This window comes from Erythrobacter sp. HI0063, from assembly GCF_001635685.1.
Lineage (GTDB): Bacteria > Pseudomonadota > Alphaproteobacteria > Sphingomonadales > Sphingomonadaceae > Qipengyuania.
Genome location: NZ_LWFF01000002.1, coordinates 59,223 through 84,640, shown reverse-complemented (window position 1 = coordinate 84,640; position 25,418 = coordinate 59,223). Strand labels below are relative to the sequence as shown.

Here is a 25,418-nt window from a genome sequence, read left to right as displayed (position 1 = left end):
CACCTTCCCATTCGGTCAGGACAAACAACCGGCAAAACGGGCGTTTTGTCCATGTAATTTTAGTAGGCGCAATACCGTAAAAATGGGGAACCCCATTTTTACATGCTGTGGACGTGGCCTCTGGCTTCAGTTCGAACTAGTTTTGTCGATCGGCCGGAACCCACCCTGATTGCAAACCTTTCGAGCAGACCGTTTGTCCACTGGTTCGGCTACTTCGCGCCTCAGGTCCTTTGTGTGGACAAGGCCCACACGCCGGAAGGTCAGCTCTACGAGCGCGACGAGAAGAACTTCGTAGAGTGGGGAGAGGCAAATCGCCCTCCCTTCGCCTGAAATTTTGCGGGGCTTGCAGGGTCCTTCCACGCAGGTCGAGGCGACCATTCATGAGGTTCAAGAACTGAAGGAGAGACGAAGCAAATCGGTAGGATGAAAATCAAGATCGATGCTTCCGCTGGATCGGCCGATCCAGCGTCTGCAAAAGGAAGTCTCGATGAAATACAACGAAAATAAGGAATACAACCCGGCCCTGCGTCTGCTGGCTCTGCCCCTCGTAGCCATGGCTTGGGCAGGACCGATACGAACTGTCCGATCGCCTCATCTGCCACCAAGTTCGATCGCATTCGGCGATTGCAAGCTGGTGATCGGTGTGACACCGGCAGACAATCCCGTCTTCAAGGATTTTTCCAAAGCGGCGATCGATCTTGCCAGCGATACGATCCTTATTCGGGCAGGATTGTCTCCAGAAATGGACAATCCTGTCACAGTCGATGTTGCGGTGCGGACTCCTGCTGAACTGCTGACTTTTCGCGCGCTGCATTTCATGGAGCGCGAAAATGGCGACCTGTGGCTTTGCGCTGAAAAGTCCCGGGGGCCTGCCATGAAGCTCGGAAGCAGCGGCCTGGAATTGCGTATGCGCCAGCCCTTTTGCGATGATGAACGCGCCGACGGCGCTTGCCGGGCCGCAGCGAGGATCATTCGCCTGTCGCGGGGGCAGATCTGATGGCCAAACCGTCCAAACCAAAGTCAAAAGCGAAATCTAAGACGCGTGCCGCCACTGATCCGAACCATCCTGAAAGCTGGCTCTATCTGCTCAGTGAGAACACTCTTACGTTCGGAGTGCTACGTTCGACATTCAAAGATCGAACCAATTCCGCTGTCGAATTTGGAAGGCGAAAATTGCAACCCATCCAACCACCGCCAACTGAACCCGATGCCATCACGGCGGAGAGGGTGGACGTGATTTTGCCGGAAGGTGCAGAAGATCAGTTCGCTACGTCCCTTCCGTTTCTCGAAGGGTGCGACGAAATGCAGGTCAATCCCGCAATCCTTGTCTATTTGACGATCCCGACCCCAGACGTGGACCGTATGCATCATGCTTGGGAAGAAGGACGCGCATTCGCGAGGATCCTTGCCGATGAGAGGGGGCTCGCCACACTGCTGATACAGCATGCGCCTGGACGGATATCATCACCGAACCAACCGCATCTTCATCTGCTGATCTGTCCTCGCAGGACTGCGAAGGCGGGTCTTCGTTATGGAGGTTTGGACAATGAGCTACTTTATAACGACGGCGCTCGTGTTCTCGTTGAGCGATGGGCCGAATTCACCGAAACTGGGAGTTGATCGACGTTTAAAGAGGGCGCTCATGACATGGGCGCCCCCTTGCTTACTTTCGAGCCATCCAGATCCCGGCAACCGCTTCGGCGTATGCTACATTTTGTTCCGCCGCAGCGCCGAAAACGACTAGCATCAACGAAAAAGGGGTAACTTGAGACCCTCCACGCAGGTCGATAAACCGGACCCGCCCTTGCAGGAAATAAACATCGGCATCGGCACGAAAAGTCTCGTGGAACCAGACCGAATCCGTTCTAGCGGGCACTAGACACGCTATGGTGCAAGCGTTTCCCATACACCATTGCTCATGCGCTAGACGTAACCAGCGTAGCTGCGCGAAGAAGGGCGGGTTGACGTAAACGAACCCGCCGAACCAAGCGTCTCGAAGCCAGTCGTCACCGTTGCCGAGGATGAACCTGCGAGTTGCGACTACCGGACTGGATGGGTGTCCGCACGGATCCAAGTCGACGCCGCCGAAGGCTGCATAAACCGGCTCCGTGAACTCTTCTGGCGTGAAGCGGCGATCGCAGTCATCTTTGTCGCCCTGGCCCCAATATGCTCTTTCAGGAGCACGTCGTTTTGCGTTCGGCGCCAAAACTTCCAGAATGCGGACGACACTCGCGATGGAGCCCCTTCCGTTCTCCACTGCCGAGATGGTTTTGGGTGAAAGCCCGGTGTGTTTTGCCAATCACGATATAGTGACAGTCTGCTTCACCCGCCGATTGCGCAATTGCTCGGTAAGCGTTCGGCCCGGCGCAACTCCTTTCAGCCTGTAATTGAGGGCTTTAACTGCGGCCTCCAGGGTCTTAGCGGATCCAATGCCGCGCTCGAGACGATAGATCGCTTGGGAACTGACCCCAGCGCGCGACACAAGGGATCTCTGCAGCCAGCCTTTTGGATAGCGGCAAGCGCGTATGTCCTCGATCAGAATATGATGCCTCCGACGTCCACATTCTAGGGATTTAGACATGCGGATTTCTGACGCAATGAAGGCGTTTAAGGTCGGCTTCGCGCCCTCATGTTGGCCGTTGCGGGGACGCTCAGATTGGTCTGAAAGGAGACATCCTCCTCAACGGATGTAGTCCACGGCGCGCGGAGGGTATGGCTCACCGTCTCCGCCCGGTTCTCGGTCGCGAGGTCCCGCTCTTCCTAGGGGGAATCGCGCAGGATGGAACTGCGATCATGCGTCGGGAACAGGCGCCCAAAGTTGGCCGATGCCCCCGGCGATACCTGAAAGGGCATTGCGGTGACTCCATGGTCGCGGAGCCAGGAATAGCGATGCCGGCCATTGGTGAAGATCGGGATGTCATCGTCGAGGCTGACGAAGGCCATGTCGCAATGGTCATAGGCCGCGAACCACTTGCCGATCCGCGGGTAGCGCTCGTCCTGTCCGTTGGCGCCACCCGGGACGATATATTGGTCGCTGCGCTGCCAAGCACGATCGAACGCCGCGACGTCGAGCCAAATGATTTCGTCATCCTCAACATCCCAGCCTTTGCCATTCGGGATGAATCGCCAGTCGATGATGCGGCTTGCCATGTAGCCCCATCTGTCAGCGCGACGCAGGAACTTCAACGTCTGTGTGATCCGATCAGGGCGCGCGCCTCAATACCCCAGGAAGGCTTCGAGCGCCGCGAGCGCGCGGCCCATCGTGCTGCGCAACGACGGCTCGTAGGCGCATAGATAGGTCATATCGCTATGGAGGAATCTAGCCTCATCGGGATCGTCGACAGCGAACGCGAGTTCGACCGCGCAATCGCCGGTGAAGCGCGCCCACTCGTCCAGTTCGGCATGCGCGGCCGCTGCGATCAGGCAGGTCATGAACTCCTTCGACGCCGGGAGCGCGGCATCGCCGTCGAGACGCAGCCGCCGCATCATTGTCCGGATATCTTTCGCGAGGTCGGGCCGCCGCGAGTTGGCGGCGACCTTCGCGAGCCCGTCGAGCAGGATGTTGCGCTGCTCGACCGCCATCTCGCCCGAGAAGTGGAAGCTTGCGGCCCTGATCAGCTCGATCGCGCGGTCGATACGCTCATTCTCGACGCGAAACAGCGAGCTCACATTGATCAGCGCGATCACGCTGTGCGCGGTCAGATCTTCGCCGCCGAGCGTGCGGTCGAGGATGTCGACGAACTCCTGTGGCGGGTCGGCAGCGGGGTCGGTGGCGCCTTCGATCGGACCTGGCAGGAAGCTGGTGGGAAAATGGAGGCGTCCCGAAATGCTGCCGGGTCCGGTTCCGAGTAGCAGCTCATGAAGGGCGGGGTCCCCGATATTCGCGGCGTGGGTTGAGGCGGCATTGCGGATACGGCCCATGAAGTCTGCATCGAGGCGGTCGGGTGAAGCGCCATCGGGGGCCCAGCGCGGCTCACGCCTGAGGTCGATCAGTGACTGCAACAGGAAGTTGCGGCCCCGGACATCGAGTGCCCAGTGCCCAAAATGATCGGCATCGACCTGTCCAAACGCAATGCGCTCGAACAACGACGCCTGCGCAAGCGCGGCAATCCGGCGCTGGAATGGCGGGAGGTCGGCAAGGATCTTCGTCCGAGCGAGTTCGCCCTCTACGATCACATAGGCCGCCATCAACAGCTGGGCGCGGGCGCCTGCGGTGTCGGGATCTAGGTCGCGCAGCTCTTCGACAATCTTGGTGAGTGGCGCGACGAGACCTGACGCGCTCGGTAGCGCCGCGAGGCCGAGCTCGACCATGCCGATCTTTGATATCAAATCGGCGCTCTCGCAGGCCCATTCGGCCAACGCGACCAGGCGATCAGGGGGCAGGTCCACAAGAGGGCTCGCTGCAGTGAAGCTGCCGTGGCTGGCGGTGAGCAAGGCCATCTTCGCGCCCTCGGCTTCGTCCCAGCGCAGCCAGTCGCCGACGATCCCGGGCAGGAGTTTTTCGCGATATGCGACGACATCGGCCACGGGTCTGGCACCCGCAAAAGCTTCATAATGAGAGCGAAAAGGTGGGGCGATCGTGGCGATATGCCCTTTGGCACCCGCCACTTCCGTCCGAATGCGCCGGGCCGCCGCGACCGGGGACTTGTCGAGCTGGGTTTCCAGCTCCTCGATCTCGTAAGACGTGAGTATCCGTTCGCCGATGAGGCCCCGCCACGCGACGAGTTGGTCGGGCGGTAAGCCCGCTTCGTTCAACATCCGCGTGAAAGCGGCGTTGCGGTCGGCGGCGCCGGGCATGAGCATCGGAGCGCCCTTGAGGCGATATTCGGTTTTTCCGTGGGTGAGGTGGATGGCCGTTCCGTCTTCCACCGTCTCGAGTGAAAGCCGCCATTTCCTGTGCCTCGTGTCGGAGATGTTCGTCGCTTGTCCGCCAGAGGCATAGAGCGCAGCGGTCGCGGCGTCGAACTTCTCGCGATCGAAGTCCACCGCCCCATGATCGATCCCGATTGTCTGATTGACGTCGAGCGCAAGCGATTCGCGAAAGGCCCTGTCGTCGATGAGTTTCTGCTGAAAAAACGGCGCATAGAGCAGGAGCATCGCAATACCGGTCGTGCGCTCGTCGGTCTCAATCGTCATCAACCGCCCCCTTCGCATGGGCAGCGATCGCGAGGCGGACATGCTCGACGAGCCAGTCATGGATGTCAGGCTGCTCGACGTGAAGATCGGTCATCAGCTCCTCGAGCCAGGCATCCATCCGCGCCAGCGCCGCGTCGGTCCGAGGTTCGACCCGGTTCATCAGCAGCCGAGCATAGGTGATCGCTGCGCCGTAACGCGCGATATTGCTCTGGTCACCTTCGAGACATCCGGCCCAATTGCGCATATCGGCGCAGGCAAGCAGCCAGTGCGATCGCGCCCGCGCTACCTCGTCAACGATCTCGTCGGTCCACTGCGCCTGGATCGATCGGGCGAGGTCGCCGAGCAGCCTGGCGAACCACGGATTCTCCTTCGACAAAACGAGCAATCCGCGCTGCTGGGCAAGACGCAAATTCTCGCGAAAGGCCTTCAGTGCGGCATTCTCTACTAGCTTTCCTTCAATAACGGGGCTCTTCGACAGATAATGAGCGATCTCAGCTTCGTCGCTCGGCATCAGTGCATAGCCATATTGCCGCAGCGCAGTCAGGTCGGCCCATAGCTCCTCGCGCGCTAGCCTACCCTCTTCCTCGAGCGCGGCGAGCAGATCGAGGCTCGTCCAGATCGGCGTCTCGCCGCCGCCATGCTCGATATGCGGATATTGGTTCATATGGCGGTCGTCGCTCACGACCACGGCGGCCTTCGGCGCAAGCTGGAGAATGGCGAGATTAGGGTGGGCCTTCGCGCCATCCTCCGAGAGCCAGCGGTCGAGACTTGCCGTTCCGGCAGCGATCGCCTCCGCTAGAAGCTGGCGAAGATTTTCGACAATCGCTTCCATTTCGCCGCCGCGACGTTCGGCCTCGAGCAGGGCCTTGGCGGTTGCCAGTTCCTGCTCCGAAACGAAGGGCCGAAAGCCGGCCGCGGCAATCTTGCCGAGCATTCCCGTCGCGCGGAGATACGCGACCGACAGGTCGTCGAGATAGAGATCGGCGCCTTGGGCGATCGGCTGCTCGCCCGGCCAGCGCTCCTCAGCGCGTTCGAGATAGCGGCGGGCCGCCTCCTCTTCGCCCTCGGTGACCACCCCGCGCAGGACGAGCGCGTCGACGAGCGCCTGGCAACTGCGCAGCGCGGGGGCGTGTGCCGAGAGATCAACAGTCTCGTCGAGGAAGGAGCCGGCGCGGGTTACCTTCGCCGAGCGGATCACATAGCGGGGCCGGTCGACCTCGCCGGTCGCCGCCGCGTCGACCAGCATCGCGGCGAGCGAGCGGCCGACGAGGTCGCCCAGCCCGGCGTCCACGGCGCCTTGCGGTGAAAACAGGTGGAGCTTGTCGTTCGCCATCAACCGCGTCAGCTCATGCGCCGCTGCAATGCGGCTCGGCTGGTGAAAGGGCAGTTCCTGACGCTCGAGAAGCAGCCAGCTCAGCGTCGCGTGCGGAAGGACGACTCCACGGGGATGCGTGAGAATGGCTTCCAGCCGTCCGAGCTTCGCGAGCGTGACAAGCGCGCTGCCGTCAAGGCCGATCGCGCCGTCGCCGATCGCTGGCCGGTCCTCGCGAACCCCGCTGAAGGCCGATACGATGACACGCTGCCGCGGATCGCTACACTCGGGATTGGCGATGATCGGAGTGAGCAGTAGTTCGAGGCTAGTCTGCCGCAGTGCGTCGGCTACAACCGGCAGCGGAGCGTCGCCGCGGCGCCATATGTCGGACACCCGGTCGACCTGCTCGTTCCACGCCGGCGCCCGTTCGACGAGCTCGGCAAGCGATATACGCTGGACGGGACCGTCGTTGTTGGACAGGGCCGCCGCCTGTTCGAACCACGCAAAGGCGTGCGTTTCATCCTCGCGACCCATCTGTGTCGCGAGCGTATAGGCGGTGAGCAGGATGCGCGGGTCCGCCGCGCCCTTCGTCGCCGCGAACTGCATCAGATCGGCCGTGCGCGGCGATCCGATCTGGTGCGCCAGCTGGGCCGCCTGAATGAGTTCGTCGGCTTCGCGCTTCTCACGTGCTGCCCATTGCGCCTCGACGAAGTGTGCAAGTTCGACCCATCGCCCCGAAAGGATCAGAATGTTGGATTGAAGGCTGCGGTCGTCACGTTCGTCTCGCTCGGCCAACAGCGCATCGACGAGCGTTTCAGCGCCCTTGAGATCGCCTTCGCGCATGCAGTTCCACGCGAGCGCGCTGCGAAGCACCGGCGAGCCGTCGATGAGGTCGGGGATGTCGGCGAGCAACCCCGCCACAACGTCGTGGCACTCATTGCTGATGAGCAGCCCTGCCATCATCTCGGCTTCGCGGAGGTTGTGTGTCCGCCGGACGAGCTCGCGTCCGAGCTCGGCGAGCCTGTCCGAAAAATCCTGCTCGGCGAGGTGCGCAACGAGGCGTTTCAAGTGGGCGGTGTCGGGCGAACGTGCATAGGCCTCCTCGAAATCGCGAGTCTCGAGACCGCCTGCCCCCCGGTCGAGCATGCGTTCGAGGCCCTCTCGCTCCGTTGAATTTAGCAGGCCGCCATCGGCGGCCAGTCGTTCGCGCGCCCGTGCGAATCGATCGGCATTGACCAGTAGGCGGATTTCGATGTCGAGCAGTCCGGGACGTGCGAGATGCTCGCCCATCATTGCGGCGTGCGCCTCGAAATAGGCGATCGCGGCCTTTGCGTCGGGGATCGAAGTCGCCATTGCTAGCCGCGCGATGGCAATATCGCTGTTGCCATCGGGCTCAAACGCCATGCGACGCGCAAGGTCGCGATCAACGGCGTCGCGATCGATTGGGACGCCCCAGGCGAGCGCGAGGGGAATATAGGCGATGATGTCGTCGCCCGACGCGAAGATCGCGGCCAACCTGGCTCGGGCGGCCTCGCTGTCCGCCGGATCGCGCAGCTCGAGCCAGAGGGCATGGGTGGCATTGAAGCGAGCTGCCCTCTGGCCAGCGAAGTGCCGCGCGGTCGCCACGCCGGCGCGAAACAGGCGCGCCGCCTCGCGCCGGTCCTCGAGCGCCGCAGGTGTATCGATGAGCGGGAAATGACGTGCGTCGAGCGGAACGCCGTTCACCGCGAACCGGCGCATGTCGGCGACGACGCTGTGTGTCATCCGCGCGAGCGCGGCGACATGGTAGAGCATCGGCGTGCGATCGAAATTGTCCGCGGTCAGGACGCACGCGTCGGCATAAGCCGCGTCCCAATCCTGTTTTTCGAGACGGCACGAGAGGAGAAGGAAGGCGCCGTCGCTGTCGAGATCGGCGATGCCAAGCCCCGCCTGTTCGATCCAGTCGAGCGCGGCGTCGAGGCCGTTCGCATTGTAGACGATCTGGAGCGCGGCCGAGCGAGCCAGCGCCGTATCGACGGACGCCAGTCTCAGCAGGCCGGCCTTCCAGTCCGCATTGGCGGCGAGGAAGGCACTCGCGATCGTCGCTTCTTCGGTGGGTGCGAGCGCGCGGCTGGCTGCGATCAGCCGATCGACCTCGGCAGCGTCGCCTTTGAGCACGAGCGCGCGCGCGCAGCGCGCGAGAAGACGCGCCCTGACCTGCGAAGGGCAGACGGAATAGGCCCCCTCGGAAAGTTGCCCCGCGAGTCGCCGCGCCGCTTCGATGCTGTCGAATCCGACAAAGAAGCGGCCTTTGCGGATATGCTCGGCCTCGGCTTCCGCCGCCTCGCCGAGCAAGCTCCTCGCGAGGTCGGAGAGATCTCCGGCGGGGGCGGGAGCGGGCGGCACGTGACCTGCGAGGAGATCGGCGAGCGGATCGACGTCTCCCGCGCGCGGGTCGGGAGCCGGCGCCAGCTCACCGATCAGCGCGATCGGAACCGCCTTCAGGACTGCGGCCGCGCTCTCCCGGTTGTGCCGCCCGCGGCGCTCGATGAGCAGTCCTGCCTCGCCGTAGAGCGTCTTCCACGCTGCATCGACGCACTCTTTCGCGCAGATGAAATTCAGTTCGGCGCGGGCCGCCTGCACGTCGCCGCGGTCCGTTTGCAACGCTGAAAGCGTCCGTATGCGAAGGCGCGCGCAGATTGCGGGGGGGTCGAGGTTCGCATCAGCCAGGCGCTGCAACCACTGATTACCCAATGGCGACAGCCCGTCTGTGCGCCTCTCACCGATCGCAACTAGGTCTTGCTGGAGGCCACTCCGGATCGTTCGACTGCTGTCGGGACAGACGGCGAGGAGGCCAAATACCCCGGAGCCCTTATCGATCGCTTCGGCCATCGCAATCAGGGCCGTCCAGAGCTCGTCAGTGGCGCGCAGTCCCTTCTTGACCTGGACTTCGATCGTCTCGCCTCCGGCCACCACCAGCCGGATGTCGTCTCCGCCGGTTCCCGTCTCGGCCTCGACGCCGACGAGGAGATCGTGCGCGAGATTTTCGAGCCAGCGGATCGGCTGCGCGCGCAGCATGTATATGAGAGCTATTGCGGTGACCGCGGCTTGGAAATTGAGGCCGCCCCCGGCCGCCGCGCCTCCGGCCTGCCGCCGCGATTTCTTTGCCGCTGCTCCCGCCCGGCTCATGCGCGTTCGCCGTTTTGGACCGTCGCGCCGCCGGCGAGTGCCGCTGCATTCTCTACCATCTTCATATGCTGAGGCTAGCGCGGCTCGCTGGTGCTTGAAATAGGGTTGATGGCTGACTGGGTTGGTGATGACAGCGTGCGCGGATTAGCTTTGCAATGTTGAAAAATGGGTGCGGCGTCGTTTGACGCAAATGTGAATTCATTTCCGGATACCTGACATTTAGTCACGAGTAGCGGGGAATGTCTGCTTTTCAAAGCTTGGCCCCCAATAGCGGTCCGACCGCAAGCGGCCCAGTTGCCGCTCTCGAAGGCTGTCGATCTATCAGATCCGACGCCACCATTCTTTTCGACGCACTTTGGCACAAACCTAATGTGCGGCCTATATCTGGGTGGCATCAGCCCGCTTCGCGTTCGAAGCCAAGGTGGCCTAATAAAATAGGTGACCGGCAAAAAACCGTTATGAGCCCAAAACCGATTGGGGGTATCATAGGGGGTAATACCCGCTTAGTTATCCAGAATAATGCTATAATTCCAGCATATTATAGTTTGAAAGTGCCTCCCACCCTCTCCGCCATCAATCTTCCGATCGGTCCAGGTAGGTCGGATCGTAAAGCAGGCTGAGATCTTCGGGTTCGCCCAGGATCGAGACGAGATCGTCTGCCTTCAGCTCAAGGCGCGGCTTGGCGATCATCAGCTGTCCGGCGCGCTCGATCATCATGACGAGGCAGGAGCCGGGCAGATCGACCTCGCGTAGCGGGACTTCGAGTTGCGAAGCCAGGGCCGGGATCTTTTCCGCACGCTCGCGCACGAAATGATCGTCGCGAACGAGCACTTCGGCCAGTTCGTTCTCGTCCTTCGCCGCCAGCCAGCGTTCCTCGAACCGGTCGCTTTGCGCCACTTCGGCGAGGTGGCCGACGATCCTGAGATCGAGCCCGGCGGGCTCTTCGGGCAGGATCAGATACATCAGCGTGTGGACGTTGCGCGCGCCCAGGATGTCGACGCTGGCGCGGCTGCCGAAGCGGAAGATGAAGAGCTGCGATTCCTCGATATCGGGGACGGTCTTGTAGGCGAGATACATGTTGGGCCGGATGGCGTGCACGTCCATCCGTTCGCCTTCGAAGACGTTGCGGATCGCCTCCTCGCTCATGCCGAAACGGTCCTGACCGACGCTGACCATCTCCTCGATCAGTGCCTTGCGATCGTAAGTGCCGCGCGTGCGGTCCATCAGCGCGCTGCGCGCCACCACGCTTTCGTAGCTCAGGTTCTGGGGCTGGGTGCGCTCGTGAACGATCGCGGTCAGCTCGTGCTCGATGCCTTCGAACGTATTGTGGCCGAGATGGCGATGCATGTGGAAGATCGCACCGCGCCGCTTCACGCGCTTGGAGGCGTAGAACTGGTAATACAGCCCGCACACCACGGACAGGGCGATCGTGAACAGGATCGCCACCGCGCCCATTTCGAGGATCAGCCAGAAGGCGAGCAGCACACCCGCGATCGGAACCCAGGGATAGAGTGGGGTGCGAAAACCCGGCCTGTAGCTGTCGATCCGGCTTTCGCGCATGACGATCACGGCCAGGCAGACGAGGCCGAACAGCAGGAGCTGGAAGGCGCTGGCGAGCTTGGCGACCGATTCGACGTCGAAGACGATCAGGACCGCGATCATGACGAGGACGGTGATGGCGATCGCCAGGATCGGCGTGCCGCTCTTGCCCAGACGCGCGAGGCGGGCGGGCAGAAGTTTGTCCTTCGCCATCGCATAGGGGTAGCGCGAGGCGGACATGATGCCCGCATTTCCGGTCGAGGCGAAGGCGGCGACGGCGGACACCACGATCAGCGTGACGCCCAGATCGTAGGGCAGCCAGCCGAGAAACCGCGAGCCGGCATCGGCCACCGGGGTCAGGCTTCCGAACAATTCTTCCGGGGGCATGACCGTGACGATGACGAGCGTCCCAAAGGTGTAGATCGCCGTCGCCGTGGCGAGCGACAGCGTCATGCCGAGCGGGATGTTGCGATCGGGGTTCTCGATCTCTTCGGCCACGCTGGCGACTTTCGTCAGGCCCGCATACGATACGAATACCAGCCCGATTGTGGCGAAAAATCCGCCGAACCCGTCGCGGAAGAAGCTGCCATAGCCGGGCTCGGGCGCGAAGGCGTCGGCAATGCCCGTCCGCGCGAGGCCGAAGATGCAGAAGGCGGTGAGGATTACGACCAGCGTGCCTACCAGGATGCGCTGCAACAGCGTGGTCTCCTTCGCGCCGAACATGTTCAACAGTCCGAAGGCGATGGTCAGCGCGATGGCGGTAACGGTGATCGGAAGATCGATATAGAGCGCGAGATACGCGCCCATGCCGACGAGGGCGAAGGCGCTCTTGAACACCACTGCAACCCACGATCCCAGGCCCCCGACCGTGCCCATCAGGGGCCCCATGCTGCGGTCGAGGAAGAAATAGGTGCCGCCCGAACGCGGCATGGCGGTAGATAGTTCGGCCATGCAATACATGGCGGGCAGGATCATCAGGCCCGCGACGAGATAGGCCAGCCAGACCGAATTGCCGGTTTGCGCCGCGGCGATGCCGGGCAGGAGGAAGAGGCCGGACGAGAACATCGCGCCGGTGGCCACCGCATAGACGTCAAAAAGCTTTAGGCTTTTGGCGAGTTTCGGTTTGCTGCCCGCTGGCGCGGATGCTTCCGCCATGATGTTCCCCCCGAAGATGTGCGTGACCCGTTGCTGTGAATAAAGGCCGGGAGCGCGAAGCGTTCCTCCTCTGCGCTGCTCGCTGATGATCGAACCGCTCTCCGGCGCAACGGATATTGCGCGCAACGCGATGGCCGCGAGGGGGCCGCTGGTCTATCGGAGGCGATACGATGTTTGATGGTCTCGACGCCCTGCTGCTCGCCCGCATACAGTTCGCCTTCACGGTGAGCTTCCATTTCATCTTCCCGGCCTTTTCGATCGGGCTGGCGAGCTACCTCGCGGTTCTCGAAGGATTATGGCTGAAGACGGGCAAGCCGCTCTATCTCGACCTGTTCAAATACTGGCTGAAGATCTTCGCAATCGCCTTCGCCATGGGCGTCGTGAGCGGCATCGTGATGAGTTACCAGTTCGGCACCAACTGGTCGGTGTTTTCGGACGTGGCCGGGCCGGTGATCGGGCCGTTGATGGCCTATGAAGTGCTGACCGCCTTCTTCCTCGAAGCGGGCTTCCTGGGCGTGATGCTGTTCGGGATGGAGCGGGTCGGCAAGAAGCTTCATTTCGCCGCCACGCTGATGGTGGCGGTCGGCACCACGATTTCCGCCTTCTGGATTCTCAGCGTCAATAGCTGGATGCACACGCCCGTCGGTTACGAGATGGGCGCCAACGGCCAGTTCCTGCCGGGGCCGAGCTGGTGGACGATCGTGTTCAATCCCAGCTTCCCCTATCGTCTCGTTCACACCGTCTTGGCCGCCTTCATCACCACGGCGTTCGTGGTCGGTGGGGTGGGGGCCTTCCATCTCATCAAGGACCGCACGAACGCGCATGCGAGAAAGATGTTCTCCATGGCGATGTGGATGGCCGCGCTCGTCGTGCCCGTGCAGATCGTGGCGGGCGACATGCACGGCCTCAACACGCTGGAGCATCAGCCGCAAAAGGTCATGGCGATGGAGGGGCATTACGAAAGCCACCCCGATGGCGCGCCGCTCTATCTGTTCGGAATTCCAAACGACGAGGAACAGCGGCTCGATTACGCGGTCGGCATTCCGAAGCTTTCCAGCCTGATCCTGAAGCACGATCTCGACGCGCCGCTGGCCGGGCTCGACACCATTCCCGACGACGAGCAGCCGCCGGTCGCCATCGTGTTCTGGAGTTTCCGCATCATGATCGGCATGGGGTTCGCCATGCTGGGGGTGGGGCTGTGGAGCCTGCTCGCGCGGTGGCGGGGGAAGCTCTACGATTGGAGCTGGCTGCACCGCGCCGCGCTGGTCATGGCGCCCAGCGGTTTCGTCGCGGTCCTTGCCGGCTGGATAACCACCGAGGTGGGCCGCCAGCCTTACGTGATCTACAATCTGCTGCGCACGGAAGATGCCGCCAGCCCGCTCGCTGCACCGGCGGTCGGCGCTTCGCTGGTCGCTTTCGTCGTGGTCTATTTCTTCGTCTTCGGCGCGGGCGTCTGGTACATCCTCCATCTGATGCGCAAAGCTCCCCATGCGGGCGAATACGGGGTCAAGCGCGGTGACAAGGGGCCGATCCGTACTGCCGGTATCACGCCCGGTCTCACGCAGGACCCGTCCGACGGGACCACCAAGGACCTGTCCGGCAGCAAGCAGGAACCGGAGGAGCGGCCATGACCATGGACCTCACCACCATCTGGGCGTTCATCATCGCCTTCGCCGTCTTCGCCTATGTCGTGATGGACGGCTTCGATCTCGGCATCGGCATTCTGTTCCCGACATTCGAGGTCGGGCCGGAGCGGGACCGGGCGATGAACTCGATCGCGCCTGTCTGGGACGGGAACGAAACCTGGCTGGTGCTGGGCGGGGGCGGGCTGTTTGCGGCCTTTCCGCTGGCCTATGCCGTGATCCTGCCCGCAACCTATCCGCTGATCATTGCCATGCTGCTGGGCCTCGTCTTTCGCGGTGTCGCCTTCGAATATCGCTGGCGCGATCCGTCGCATCGCAAATTGTGGGACGTGGCCTTTACCGGCGGCAGCCTTGTCGCGGCGATGGCGCAGGGGATGACTTTGGGCGCGCTGTTGCAGGGGATCGAAGTGGTCGATCGCGCCTATGCGGGCAGTTGGTGGGACTGGCTGACGCCGTACACGCTGCTGACCGGGCTCGGCACGGTGGCGGGCTATGCGCTTTTGGGCGCGACCTGGTTGGTCTGGAAGCTCGACGGCGAGAGCCAGCATCACGCCCGCAAACTCGGCAAGCGCGCGGCCTGGGCGACTTTCGTGCTGATGGGGGCGGTGAGCCTCTACAACGTGTTTCTCAATGCTGACTATGCAGAACGCTGGTTGAGCGCGCCGGAAATCTATTACGCCGCGCCGGTCCCGATCCTGACCGGATTGATCGCTCTGGCGCTGCTTCGCGCGCTGTCGGTGGAACGGCATTCGAAGCCGTTCTGGCTCAGCCTGGCGCTGTTCTTTTTCGGCATGGCCGGGCTGGGCGTCACCATCTGGCCGTATGTCATTCCGCCGGACGTCACGATCTGGGACGCCGCCGCGCCCGAACGCAGCCAGATTTTCATGCTGATCGGCGTCGCCATCACCATGCCGCTGATTATCGCCTACACCGCCTGGGCCTATTACGTGTTCCGCGGCAAGGTCGGGCATGAGGGGTATCACTAATGCGCTCAAGCAGCGAAGCGGAACCGAGCGAGGAAAAACCTCTCTGGCAACGCCTCGCCTGGATGGTTGCCATTTGGGCGGGCAGCGTCGCCGTGCTGGGCGCGGTCGCGATGGTGATCCGCTGGTGGCTGGGGGTCTGATTCCGTCCCTTATTGTATGTAATAGGTCGGCGATCCCGGCCCCACCGGCAGGCCGAGGATGAAGGTCCAAAGATAGAAGAACGCGCTCCAGGCTACGATGAAGAACATCGAGTAGGGCAACATCATCGCGATCAGCGTGCCGACGCCCAAATCCTTCTGATAGCGCGTCGCCCAGGCCAGAATCAGGCCGAAATAGCTCATCATCGGGGTGATGATGTTGGTGGTCGAATCGCCGATGCGATAGGCAGCCTGAATCGCTTCGGGGGAATAGCCGATCAGCATCAGCATCGGCACGAAGATTGGCGCGGTGACCGCCCATTGCGCGCTTGCGGAGCCGAGCGAGAGATTGATCAGCGCGCAGAGCAGGATGAAGAGGAAGAACACCGTCGGCCCCGTCATCCCGGTATCGACCAGGAATTGCGCCCCGGTCACCGCCGTGATCCCGCCCAGATTGGTCCAGCCGAAGAACGCGACGAATTGCGCGGCGAAGAACACCAGCACGATATAAAGGCCGAGCGAGGACAGCGCGCCCGCCATCGCGTCGATCACATCGCGATCGCTCTTCATCGTCTTGGCGGCGCGGCCATAGGCGTATCCCAGCACCACGAAAAAGATCAGGATCCAGACCACGAAACCGTCGAAGAAGGGCGAGTCCATCCGGTCGCCCGTCTCCGGATTGCGGAACACGCCCCATTCGGGCCACAGCGTCAGCGCCATCAGCGCGAAGACGCCGAGCATGGCGATCCCGGCCCAGCGCAGGCCCTTGCGCTCCGATGCGTCGAGCGGTTTCATCATCTCGTCGTCGAGAATGTCGGGATCGGCTTTCGATGCGTCGTATTTCCCCAGCTGGGGCTCCACGATGTAGATCGAGACGAAGCTGCCGATCGCCGTGATGAGGAAAGTGCTCGCGACCATGAAATACCAGTTCGCGGTCGCAAGAACGCGATAATCGGCATCGATCAATTGCGCGGCTTCCTGCGTGATCCCGGCGAGCAGCGGGTCGATCGTCCCGATTAGCAGATTGGCGCTGTAACCGCCCGAAACCCCTGCGAAGGCCGCCGCCATTCCGGCCAGGGGATGGCGGCCGAGCGCGTAATAGATCGCGCCGCCCAGCGGAATCAGAACGACATAGCCGACTTCGCTGGCCGTGTTCGAGATGATACCGGCAAACACGATCGCCACCGTGACAAGCTTGGGCGGAGCGCCCAGCACCATCGATCGCACCGCCGCGCTCAGCAGTCCGGATTTCTCCGCGACGCCCACGCCCAGCATCGCGACCAGCACCACGCCCAGGGGCGCGAAGCTGGTGAAATTATCGACGAGCCCTGTAAAGATGCGGCGAAGCCCGTCGCCATTCATCAGGCTGACTGCGCGGATCATCCCGTCCTCGGCCACGCCCGGCGCGCCCTGCGGCCGCGGATCGACCACCGCCACGCCCAGCACGCCGAAGATGCCGGACAGCAGGACGATGCCCAGCGCCAGCAGCGCGAACAGAGTGACCGGATGCGGCAGCAGATTGCCCAGCCATTCCACTCCGTCGAGGAAGCGGGTGAACGCGCCTCGCTTGGCGGGGGCTGCGGGATCGGGCTGATCGGCGGGAGGCGGAAATTCGGTCATGGTCACTCCGGTCGATGCCCGATCGCGTCAGGGCAGGGGCGGGAGGCGCAGAAGCGCACAGTATCGAAGCGCAGCCGGTAGCGGCCACTCGTGCAAGGGAGCAAGCCGCAAGTGAACCTGCGGTGGACGATCGGGCGAAACCTCTCGCGCCAAGGAACCGGCAGCCGTGCCGCCCATTCCCCTTCCATGATAAAACTCGCGATCCTCTGCCTCGTCATCGCCGCCGTTGCGGCCATCCTCGGTTTCGGGGGCCTTGCCGGGACGATGGTGGACGTCGCCATCGTTCTTGCCGTCATCGCGGCCGTGCTCTTCGTCGTCTTCCTGGTGCTCGGGATCATTGCGGGCAAGAAGGTGAAGAACACCTTCAAATAGAAGCCGGCCCCGCGATCACCGTCCGCGCAGAAACATGTTGATCGTCAGGCGCGCATCGGCCGGATCGTCGGTTAGCGCGGCGGGATCTGGTATGACGCCCGAATGCAGCAGCTTGCCGCGATAGAGGATCAGTCGGTCGGGCTGCGCCTCGACCTCTCCGATCAGTTCGTAGCGATCGCTGTCCCCGTACTGATAGCGCGGCTGGGGCATCCCGTATTCGCGCTCGTCCTCGGCCAAGGCGGCATTGTAGGCGGCTTCGCGTGCGGGCGTGATCGTTTCGAACCCGGTCCGGCGATGGCGATAGAAAGCGGTCCCGCCGCTCTCCGGCCCCAGCAGATAATGCATGATCGCCACGATTTCGCCGCTGGCATGATCGTAATGCGGGATGCGCTGGAGCGGGCTTAGTTTTTCCTCGGGCAGAGTGACGATCGAGAAGGTCGACACGTCGAGGCTGATCCCCTGCCGAAATCCGAACACCTGCTGGAGGGCGGAGAACATGAGATCGCGGTTGCGGTCGAGATAATCGGGCTCGCACCAGGCCCTAATGCCCGGATAGCTGGCACCTCCGTCCTGATACTCCGCCGCGCGTCCGCGAGCGAGCAACTCGTCCGCTCTGCCGCTGAAGCCGTCGATTTGCACCACCGGCTGCTTCTCCTGCCCGAAGCGGTGGACGGTGACGTGCGGTGTTTCTGGCATGGCTGGACTATGCCCTTCGGCGCGCCTAGTGTCGAGCCATCCCCGGGGAGCGTGCTGACGCTGAGAGGGGCGCGTAGCACCGCCCGACCCGTCGAACCTGAACCGATTAAGATCGGCGGAGGGAGTGGGCGGGCCTCGATCCGGACATCCGCTCTCTCTCCGTCGCGATGGAGAGAGACGCATGGCAGACATCAATTCCAAATTCGAGATCGGTGTCACCACCGGCCCGATCCGCGGCAGCCGCAAAGTGCATGTCGGCGCGAAAAGCGGCAGCGGCGTGCGTGTCGCCATGCGAGAAATCCAGCTGGAAGGCGACGAGGAGCCGGTCCGCGTCTACGACACCAGTGGGCCCTACACCGATGCCGACGCGCAGATCGACATTCAGGCTGGCCTGCCCAAGCTGCGCCGCGACTGGATCATGGCGCGCGGCGATGTCGAGGAATACGATGCGCGCGAAGTGAAGCCGGAGGATAACGGCCAGCTCGGCCCCGACCGTTCGGGCGGCGTGCCGCAATTCCCGAACGTCAACCACCGGCCCCTGCGCGCCAAATCCGGGGCGAACGTCAGCCAGATGCATTACGCGCGGCAGGGCATCATCACACCCGAGATGGAATATGTGGCGGAACGCGAGAATATCGGGCGCGACTATGTCCGCCGCGAGCTCGACGGGAATAGCTGGGGCGCCGCGATCCCGGAATATGTGACCCCCGAATTCGTCCGCGACGAGATCGCGCGGGGGCGGGCGATCATTCCCAACAACATCAACCACCCGGAAAGCGAACCGATGGCGATCGGGCGCAATTTCCTGGTCAAGATCAATGCCAATATCGGCAACTCCGCGGTTGCCAGTGACGTTGCGAGCGAAGTCGACAAGATGGTCTGGGCGACGCGCTGGGGCGCGGACACGATCATGGACTTGAGCACGGGCCGCAACATCCACGACACGCGCGAATGGATCATCCGCAATTCCGCCGTGCCCGTGGGCACCGTGCCGATCTACCAGGCGCTCGAAAAGGTCGGCGGCATTGCGGAAGACCTGACTTGGGAAATCTTCCGCGACACGCTGATCGAACAGGCCGAACAGGGCGTCGACTATTTCACCATCCACGCCGGCGTGCGCCTGCCTTACGTGCCGATGACCGCCAAGCGCGTCACCGGCATCGTCAGCCGCGGCGGATCGATCATGGCGAAATGGTGCCTAGCGCATCACAAGGAGAGCTTCCTCTACGAGCGCTTCGACGAGATCACCGAGATCATGAAGGCCTACGACATCGCCTATTCGCTGGGCGACGGCCTGCGCCCCGGCAGCATCGCCGACGCCAATGACGAGGCGCAATTCGCCGAGCTCTACACGCTGGGCGAACTCACCAAGCGCGCCTGGGAGCAGGACGTGCAGGTGATGATCGAAGGGCCGGGCCACGTGCCCATGCACAAGATCAAGGAGAACATGGACAAGCAGCTGGAGGCCTGCGGCGAAGCCCCCTTCTACACGCTCGGCCCGCTCGTCACCGATATCGCGCCGGGTTACGACCACATCACCAGCGGCATCGGCGCAGCGCAGATCGGCTGGTACGGCACCGCGATGCTCTGCTACGTCACGCCAAAGGAGCATCTCGGCCTGCCCGACCGCGACGATGTGAAGGTGGGCGTGGTGACCTACAAGCTGGCGGCTCATGCGGCGGATCTGGCGAAGGGCCACCCGGCGGCCAAGGTCCGCGACGACGCGCTGTCGAAAGCCCGCTTCGAATTCCGCTGGCGCGACCAGTTCAACCTCAGCCTCGACCCCGAAACCGCCGAGCAATATCACGACCAGACCCTCCCCGCGGAAGGCGCCAAGACGGCCCATTTCTGCTCGATGTGCGGCCCGAAATTCTGCTCGATGAAGATCACGCAGGAAGTGCGCGACTTCGCGGCGAAGCAGAACTCGGACAGCTATCTCGCGAGCGAGAACATCAAGCGCGAGACTTCGGCAGAAGAGGCCGAAGAAGCGCGCGAGGGCATGGAGGAGATGAGCAAGGTGTACCGGGAGAAGGGCGAGAAGCTGTACCTGCCCGAAGGCGAGACCGAATAGGAGTATCCGACCCTATGACGGAGACCGACGCTGAGGCCATTCTCGACGATCCGTTCGAACAGGACCGGCGCGAACGGCGCCGCCTGCCGATCATCGGCCTGTGGCTGTCTGCGATCTATGTCGTCGGTCTCGTCATATATCTGGCGGTGCAGGGCCAGAACCCGGCGGATTTGCGCCTGAACGAACTGGGGGACTTCCTCGGCGGGGTCTCCAGCCCGCTCGCCTTTCTGTGGCTGGTTCTGGGCTTCTTCCAGCAGAGCCGCGAGATCAGGCTGAGCAACAAGGCACTGCATCTCCAGGCCAGGGAAATGCGCCGCAGCGTCGATGAACATCGGCGGATTGCGGGTGGCCACGAGACGGGCAAGGTATGAACCCGCGCGACTGGCGGCAGAGCAGAACTCGGATTACTACCTCGCGAGCGAAAACGTCAAGCGCGAGACCTCTCCGCAAGAGGCCGAGGGCGCGCGAGGGTATTAGGAGGTGAGCGAGGTGTGTCGGGAGAAGGGGGAAAACTTGTATTTGCCTGAGGATTGATAGGGCAGATCGCTAGACAATCTATTGCGCCCACCATCATAACCGCTTCGGAGCGGAGGAGAGTAAAGTGGCGCGCGGACAAGAAAGCCTGAAGTTTAAATTTTCGAGACCGTGGACTGCGGAATCAAGAGCTGAACTACTGCATCTACTACGCGAAGAATCGAGGATTTGGAGAAGCTTCGACGGATCGGATGCGAGCATCCCATTAGGCTACGCTAGAGTGAACGTAGATTTAGAGCAATTTGATCGGATTGAACCGGAAAGCTTCGATCCGTCCAATGTTCGAGATTTTCTACCGCCAGCTTCAAGTAGCGCAGGCAAGTTATTTCTCGATGCTCTGAAAGAGCGTGACACGGAAAAATACTGTGACCTTGTATTTGCGTTCTTTGTTTCGAATGGATGGATTCCGAGCCCATTCACCACATCAAACTCAATCCAAGGCTCCAATTTCCGTCATCGCGAAGTGTTTGACCAGTACCTCCGGGGACTGGCTCTTTTAGGTGGTGCCGCTACGGCTGGAAGTGATGCTGAAACAGATGCGGTGGCTTTGTCAAATGACCGGGTGAAGAGTCAGCTTAGTACCCTAAAGGCCGACATGACGCGTAAATCAAAACTGCTGCAAGGAGCGCTAGGCAAAGCTCGCGCGGAGGTTTCCAAGCTTCGGGCGGACCGAAGCCAAATAAGGGCGATGGCAACAAGTGGCGCTCGCGTAGCCACTGACAGATTCGAAAGGGATCGAGAACGATGGAATCGGCAATTTTCGGATACCTATGATCGGTATACTAAGCAGCTTGAGTATAAGTCCGCGGTGGAGCTTTGGGACACCCGCGCAGAAAACCATCGAGTCGCCGCCAAGAAAACCCAACGATGGCTAATAGGATCTGGAATAGCTTTTGTAATTGGAATTGCACTTCTTGTGGTATTTCTCGGCGATCAAGTAGCTAGCTCATTCGTGACGGAGCGTTGCGATGCGCAGGGTTCTTGTGTCAATGGCTGGTCAGCGAAGGGCCCCCTGACAATAGGCTCGATCTTACTAGTGGCATCCCTAATTCTTTGGCTTCTACGCACCCTCAACAAGTTCTACCTTAGTTCGCGGCATTTGGCTTCGGACGCGGAAGAGCGAAAAGCCTTCGCTCAAACGTTTCTCGCTTTTCGGGAGGACGAATTGGTCGATGAGAAGCATGAGGCGATTGTTCTCGCAGCCTTGTTTCGGCCTACACAGGACGGAGTGGTTAGTGATGACACCAGCCCGCTAGACCCGTCGCTCGTATCAGTCCTATCTCGTAAGATCGGAGGTTGACCCGAATAGCGATGCTAAAAAGCGCCGGAACCAACTTCTCCACCAGCGCCCTCAGTTCGCTTGGCGTGGTGTGGTCGGCGACGATCTCGTGATAGCCGATGCCCGCCATGCGCAGCCCTTCTTTCTTCACCGCATCGCGCGCGGCGGCGCCGCATCTTATACCTTCAGCAGAAGAACTTTTCGCGATAACTGTCGTAAGCCAATAAACGCGGAAATTTCGGCAAAACATCGATCGGGGTTTCGTAGTCCTTCTTGCTGAAGAAGCGGGAGAATACGACACAACAATCATCGAGGTCGCGTCTGACTAGACGGTCGTTCAATGTAGGTTGAAGGTAAGCAATAAGTGCGTGTTCCGCTGCGGCGTGGTCGGTCCGATGCTTTTTTGTCCTTCGCCCGCTAGCACCACGGGTTGTTATTTCACCCAGAAAGAAACGAACGTTCTCTTGATTCCATAACTTATGGTGGTTGTAGAAGCGCGTGCGAGGGGTCTCTGTCAGTCCAATGTAGTTGATACGATTGTGCGACCCTACGCCGATGTATAGGGCGCAAGTGCCCCAGCCCCATCCTCGAGCCTCCGCAATAAATTCCTCCTTTGTCAGGTATGGCCCGTACCAATCTACAATAATCGCTTCGGGCATCTCATCTCCAAGAGTAATCTTTCTACAATTGATTGATCGCCAGAAACATCAGCAATTTGCAAGCGCAATCGCAAAGAATTGAGCGTGACATAGGCCGTCTTAAGTCAGTCTCTCCCCCCAATCGCCACTATCGCCCGATCCAGCGCCTGCAAAAACCGCGAGCGGTCAGCCTTGCTGAACGGCGGCGGACCGCCGCCAACACCGTCCATCCCGGCGCGCAGGTCTTCCATGATCGCGCGGGTGGCGAGGGCGCTGCCGATGTTGGCGGCGTCGAAGGGTTTGCCGTCGTGTCGCAGCACCGTTGCACCCGCGTTGCAGCAGCGTTCCGCCAGCAGGATGTCGGCGGTGATCACCACGCTGCGCGGGCCGGCGTGTTCCGCGATCCAGTCGTCCGCTGCGTCGAAACCGTCTCTCACCACCACGCGCTTGACCCGCTCGCTTACCGGCACGCGGAAGGGGCTGTTGCTGACCACGCGGACATGCGCGCCGTACCGTTCGGCCACGCGGTAGATTTCCTCCTTCACGGGGCAGGCATCGGCATCCACCAATATCGTCACAGGGTTCATGCGCGCGGACCTAGCAAATACGCACCCCGCGAAACAGCGGAACGAGCGGCTTCCCTGCGCGGGGCGAACCGTTCGGGGCGAGGCGCATCCCCACTGGCCTTCGCGGCGCAACCCGCCCATAGCGGCGCATGGCCGATCTCTATCGCAAGAACCTCGAATCCGAACGCCGCCAATTGTGGGCGACCTGCCGCCTCAAGGGATTGAAGCGCGACACGCCCGAGCGGCTTCGGATCGCCGAGATCGACCGGCTGCTGGCAGAGCACAAGGCGAAGGCCTCCAGCCCGAACGCGCAGCCGCCGGTCCATCGCGAAGAGGGCTAGGCCCTCACGAGTTTTTCATATTCTCCAGGCCCTTGACCGATCCGGGCTTCACGCTCGGATTGGAAGCGTTGGTCTTGACCTTTTCCTTCTTGGGTTTGCGGTTTTCGCGGCTCTTCTTTTGCTGGCCCTTGGCCATGGTCTCTTCCAATCGGGGCGGAAGGCCCCGCAGCGACCCTACGCGGCTTTCGCAAAAACCCTTGCATCAATTCGGTTGTCTGCAGGTGCTCGTCCACCGGCTGGCAGGTGCGGTGCGAGCGACGGTGCGGGGGAACGCGCCACCGGGCCATCCGTTTTCAAAGGAGTAGTCAACAACGGCCAGGAGGACCTTCATCATGCAAGTTCAATTCAATTCCGACAGCTCGGTCATGGGCACGGAAAACGTCGCCGAGCGGATCGAGGCGGCGGTGCGCGAGAAGCTGGCGCGGTTCGAAAGCAAGCTGACCCGGATCGAAATCCATGTGCGCGACGAAAACGGCGCCAAGCACGGGGCGGACGACAAGGCCTGCACCATCGAAGCGCGCATCAGCGGCGGCAAGCCCATCGGCGTCACCGGCAAGTCAGACACGGTCGACGGCGCGGCGCGCAAGGCGGCGAACACGCTGGCCCAACGGCTGGAGCGTCATCTTGGCAAGGCGGACAAGCATAAGCACGACCCAAAGCCCGAAAAGGTTATGTGACGATCGCTGGACCGTAAGAGGCCATCTTTCGGCCTCTATTGGAACCAGGCGCCGAGGCGTTCGTAGCTAGGGATGAAGGCGCGGGGATCGGAAGACCTGAACAGGTCCGAGCCCCGCGCCAATGCCTATCCTGGCTTACCACTCTCAAGGAGCAATTCATGAAGAAGCTCACTATCGCTCTCGCCTCGGCCGCCACTCTCGCGCTGGCCGCCTGCGGCTCGCCCGCCGAAGAAGACACGACCATGACCGAAGATACGGCGATGGCCGATCAGATGGCGAATGACGACATGGCTGCCGGCACGGTGGTCGAAGTCGCGCAGGGCAATCCCGATTTCTCGACGCTGGTTTCGGCCGTGACATCCGCCGATCTGGCGACCACGCTGTCGGGCACCGGCCCGTATACGGTGTTCGCGCCGACGAATGCGGCCTTCGAAAAGGTCCCGCAGGAAACGCGTGACGAGCTGATGAGCCCGGCCGGTCAGCAGGATCTGGCGAACATCCTCACCTATCATGTCGTTGAAGGCAATGTCGACGCTGCAACGCTGACGCAGGCTATTCAGGATGCAGGCGCCGATGGTTACACGATCAACACCGTCAATGGCGCCACGCTGACTGCGATGATGGACGGCGACAATGTCGTCCTTCGTGATGCGGCTGGCAACACGGCGATCGTGACCCAGACCGATGTGGAAGCGTCGAACGGCGTCATCCACGCGATCGATACGGTGCTGATGCCCGAATAATTCGGTCGGCACAGTAAGATAAAAGAGAGGCGGCTCCGGTTCGGGGCCGCCTTTTTTGTGCCTGGTTGCGCTCGAGTTTCGAAGGGCCTTTTCGCCCTTTCGCGGAAAGGAATTCAATCTATCGAGGGGGAAGGTGGCGGAAGCGTTACCGGAGCCGGCACATCGAGCGGCTGGACCTGATCGGGTCCGATGGCGGGCGGTGCCATGTCGGAACGGACGGTTTGAGCCTGAGGTTCGGGCGCCATCGCGACCCTCGTCCGGCTAGGCACGTTTCGAGTGACCGTCACACCGTATGCCTGGCTCTGATGGGCATTCCCACCCGCGCGGCTCCATTCGCTGTCGGCGAAGCCGGGATCGGGCTGCCAATCGCCACGTTCCAGCGCGGCCATTTCCGCATCCCATGCGCGGTCTTCCGCCGCGAGAGCGGCGTCGTAATGCGAATAGCGGCGATTGCGGTACAGTCCGCGGTTCCGCAATTCGCCGACTTCGAACCGGCCTTCGGGCGTTTCTATGGCGTATTGGTCGGCGGGGCGTTCCGCGGTCCGGGCGAGGCTCGGTGCGTCGGAATCGGCCTGGAAATCGTATCCCGGCCGCTCGCCGCCCACGCTGGCGCGCTGGAGAATTTCCGCATCGCCGATCTGCGCACCGATAACCGCGCCCCCGGTCGCACCGCCGATGGCGATGACTGCTGCGGCGAAAGCGATTTTCGGAGCGAGCCTCATGGTGGGAATAACGCTGCAATGCGCCTTCGCGTTCCGATCCCGAGGCGATATCGGATTACAGGCGCCAGACCATTGAAGCGCCG

At 62.0% G+C, this 25,418-nt stretch carries 23 protein-coding genes and 1 riboswitch; of the genes, 12 read left to right on the top strand and 11 right to left on the bottom strand.

Annotated features, from left to right (window positions below):
• The first annotated feature begins 487 nt into the window (after positions 1 to 487).
• Both A3736_RS00565 and A3736_RS16850 read left to right on the top strand, forming a co-directional pair.
• Positions 488 to 997 carry a hypothetical protein gene (locus A3736_RS00565; RefSeq protein ID WP_156501889.1) on the top strand — a complete coding sequence of 170 codons (510 nt, stop codon included), beginning with the start codon at positions 488 to 490 and terminating at the stop codon, positions 995 to 997.
• Complete coding sequence (locus A3736_RS16850; RefSeq protein ID WP_156501888.1) at positions 997 to 1,620, top strand: hypothetical protein; 624 nt, start codon at positions 997 to 999, stop codon at positions 1,618 to 1,620. Before A3736_RS00565 ends, A3736_RS16850 begins: the two co-directional genes overlap by 1 nt.
• Positions 1,621 to 1,663: 43 nt before the next feature.
• Here A3736_RS16850 and A3736_RS00555 read toward each other — a convergent pair whose 3' ends face one another.
• From A3736_RS00555 to A3736_RS00535, 5 genes are all read right to left on the bottom strand, one after another.
• Complete coding sequence (locus A3736_RS00555) at positions 1,664 to 2,299, bottom strand: DNA N-6-adenine-methyltransferase (protein WP_082851221.1); 636 nt, start codon at positions 2,297 to 2,299, stop codon at positions 1,664 to 1,666.
• A gap of 461 nt (positions 2,300 to 2,760) precedes the next feature.
• Positions 2,761 to 3,150: a hypothetical protein gene (locus A3736_RS00550; RefSeq protein WP_067677838.1), complete on the bottom strand. Its 390-nt coding sequence runs from the start codon at positions 3,148 to 3,150 to the stop codon at positions 2,761 to 2,763.
• A gap of 66 nt (positions 3,151 to 3,216) precedes the next feature.
• The gene (locus tag A3736_RS00545; RefSeq protein ID WP_067677835.1) at positions 3,217 to 5,136 is read right to left on the bottom strand and encodes a hypothetical protein; all 1,920 of its coding nucleotides are present in this window, start codon (positions 5,134 to 5,136) and stop codon (positions 3,217 to 3,219) included.
• A complete protein-coding gene (locus tag A3736_RS00540; RefSeq protein ID WP_067677832.1) occupies positions 5,126 to 9,616 on the bottom strand; it encodes a hypothetical protein in 4,491 nt (1,496 codons plus the stop codon). Before A3736_RS00540 ends, A3736_RS00545 begins: the two co-directional genes overlap by 11 nt.
• A 573-nt stretch (positions 9,617 to 10,189) precedes the next feature.
• Positions 10,190 to 12,310, bottom strand: coding sequence for an amino acid permease (locus tag A3736_RS00535; RefSeq protein WP_067677829.1), 2,121 nt, complete (start codon positions 12,308 to 12,310; stop codon positions 10,190 to 10,192).
• A 170-nt stretch (positions 12,311 to 12,480) separates the two neighbouring features.
• On the opposite strand from A3736_RS00535, the gene A3736_RS00530 reads away from it, so the two are divergent.
• Genes A3736_RS00530 through A3736_RS16495 form a run of 3 tightly spaced genes read left to right on the top strand, consistent with a single transcriptional unit; the run spans position 12,481 to position 15,079 of the window.
• Complete coding sequence (locus tag A3736_RS00530; RefSeq protein ID WP_067677826.1) at positions 12,481 to 13,941, top strand: cytochrome ubiquinol oxidase subunit I; 1,461 nt, start codon at positions 12,481 to 12,483, stop codon at positions 13,939 to 13,941.
• Positions 13,942 to 13,943: 2 nt separating this feature from the next.
• On the top strand, positions 13,944 to 14,939 hold the full coding sequence (gene cydB, locus A3736_RS00525) for a cytochrome d ubiquinol oxidase subunit II (RefSeq protein ID WP_067677823.1): 996 nt from the start codon (positions 13,944 to 13,946) through the stop codon (positions 14,937 to 14,939).
• The gene (locus A3736_RS16495) at positions 14,939 to 15,079 is read left to right on the top strand and encodes a DUF2474 domain-containing protein (protein ID WP_082851220.1); all 141 of its coding nucleotides are present in this window, start codon (positions 14,939 to 14,941) and stop codon (positions 15,077 to 15,079) included. Before cydB ends, A3736_RS16495 begins: the two co-directional genes overlap by 1 nt.
• 9 nt (positions 15,080 to 15,088) lie before the next feature.
• On the opposite strand, the gene A3736_RS00520 is transcribed toward A3736_RS16495, so the two are convergent.
• Positions 15,089 to 16,696: an AbgT family transporter gene (locus A3736_RS00520; protein WP_067677820.1), complete on the bottom strand. Its 1,608-nt coding sequence runs from the start codon at positions 16,694 to 16,696 to the stop codon at positions 15,089 to 15,091.
• Between the two features lie 186 nt (positions 16,697 to 16,882).
• Here A3736_RS00520 and A3736_RS00515 point away from each other — a divergent pair, with 186 nt between their 5' ends.
• The gene (locus A3736_RS00515) at positions 16,883 to 17,068 is read left to right on the top strand and encodes a DUF1328 domain-containing protein (protein WP_067677817.1); all 186 of its coding nucleotides are present in this window, start codon (positions 16,883 to 16,885) and stop codon (positions 17,066 to 17,068) included.
• A 15-nt stretch (positions 17,069 to 17,083) separates the two neighbouring features.
• On the opposite strand, the gene A3736_RS00510 is transcribed toward A3736_RS00515, so the two are convergent.
• On the bottom strand, positions 17,084 to 17,764 hold the full coding sequence (locus A3736_RS00510) for a DUF6445 family protein (RefSeq protein ID WP_067677814.1): 681 nt from the start codon (positions 17,762 to 17,764) through the stop codon (positions 17,084 to 17,086).
• A gap of 33 nt (positions 17,765 to 17,797) precedes the next feature.
• Positions 17,798 to 17,906: riboswitch (TPP riboswitch) on the top strand.
• 39 nt (positions 17,907 to 17,945) lie between these two features.
• On the opposite strand from A3736_RS00510, the gene thiC reads away from it, so the two are divergent.
• The 3 genes from thiC (at position 17,946) to A3736_RS16845 (ending at position 21,669) form a co-directional block, all read left to right on the top strand.
• Positions 17,946 to 19,835 (top strand): phosphomethylpyrimidine synthase ThiC, encoded by a 1,890-nt coding sequence (gene thiC, locus A3736_RS00505; protein ID WP_067677811.1) that lies wholly within the window; start codon positions 17,946 to 17,948, stop codon positions 19,833 to 19,835.
• A 14-nt stretch (positions 19,836 to 19,849) separates the two neighbouring features.
• Positions 19,850 to 20,206, top strand: coding sequence for a hypothetical protein (locus tag A3736_RS00500; RefSeq protein ID WP_082851219.1), 357 nt, complete (start codon positions 19,850 to 19,852; stop codon positions 20,204 to 20,206).
• Positions 20,207 to 20,436: 230 nt separating this feature from the next.
• A complete protein-coding gene (locus A3736_RS16845) occupies positions 20,437 to 21,669 on the top strand; it encodes a DUF6161 domain-containing protein (RefSeq protein ID WP_156501886.1) in 1,233 nt (410 codons plus the stop codon).
• Between the two features lie 164 nt (positions 21,670 to 21,833).
• Here A3736_RS16845 and A3736_RS17260 read toward each other — a convergent pair whose 3' ends face one another.
• Positions 21,834 to 22,307, bottom strand: coding sequence for a hypothetical protein (locus A3736_RS17260; RefSeq protein WP_067677806.1), 474 nt, complete (start codon positions 22,305 to 22,307; stop codon positions 21,834 to 21,836).
• 104 nt (positions 22,308 to 22,411) lie between these two features.
• The gene (locus tag A3736_RS00485; RefSeq protein ID WP_197465417.1) at positions 22,412 to 22,873 is read right to left on the bottom strand and encodes a YaiI/YqxD family protein; all 462 of its coding nucleotides are present in this window, start codon (positions 22,871 to 22,873) and stop codon (positions 22,412 to 22,414) included.
• Between the two features lie 128 nt (positions 22,874 to 23,001).
• On the opposite strand from A3736_RS00485, the gene A3736_RS00480 reads away from it, so the two are divergent.
• A complete protein-coding gene (locus A3736_RS00480) occupies positions 23,002 to 23,193 on the top strand; it encodes a hypothetical protein (RefSeq protein WP_067677800.1) in 192 nt (63 codons plus the stop codon).
• Between the two features lie 4 nt (positions 23,194 to 23,197).
• Here the strand turns inward: A3736_RS00480 and A3736_RS18130 are convergent, their stop codons facing one another.
• Positions 23,198 to 23,329: a hypothetical protein gene (locus A3736_RS18130; protein WP_255362940.1), complete on the bottom strand. Its 132-nt coding sequence runs from the start codon at positions 23,327 to 23,329 to the stop codon at positions 23,198 to 23,200.
• 196 nt (positions 23,330 to 23,525) lie between these two features.
• On the opposite strand from A3736_RS18130, the gene A3736_RS00475 reads away from it, so the two are divergent.
• Together A3736_RS00475 and A3736_RS00470 are read left to right on the top strand one after the other, a co-directional pair.
• A complete protein-coding gene (locus tag A3736_RS00475) occupies positions 23,526 to 23,870 on the top strand; it encodes an HPF/RaiA family ribosome-associated protein (RefSeq protein ID WP_067677797.1) in 345 nt (114 codons plus the stop codon).
• A 158-nt stretch (positions 23,871 to 24,028) separates the two neighbouring features.
• Positions 24,029 to 24,613, top strand: coding sequence for a fasciclin domain-containing protein (locus A3736_RS00470; protein ID WP_067677795.1), 585 nt, complete (start codon positions 24,029 to 24,031; stop codon positions 24,611 to 24,613).
• A gap of 113 nt (positions 24,614 to 24,726) precedes the next feature.
• Here A3736_RS00470 and A3736_RS00465 read toward each other — a convergent pair whose 3' ends face one another.
• Positions 24,727 to 25,335 carry a hypothetical protein gene (locus A3736_RS00465; RefSeq protein ID WP_067677792.1) on the bottom strand — a complete coding sequence of 203 codons (609 nt, stop codon included), beginning with the start codon at positions 25,333 to 25,335 and terminating at the stop codon, positions 24,727 to 24,729.
• Between the last annotated feature and the right edge of the window lie 83 nt (positions 25,336 to 25,418).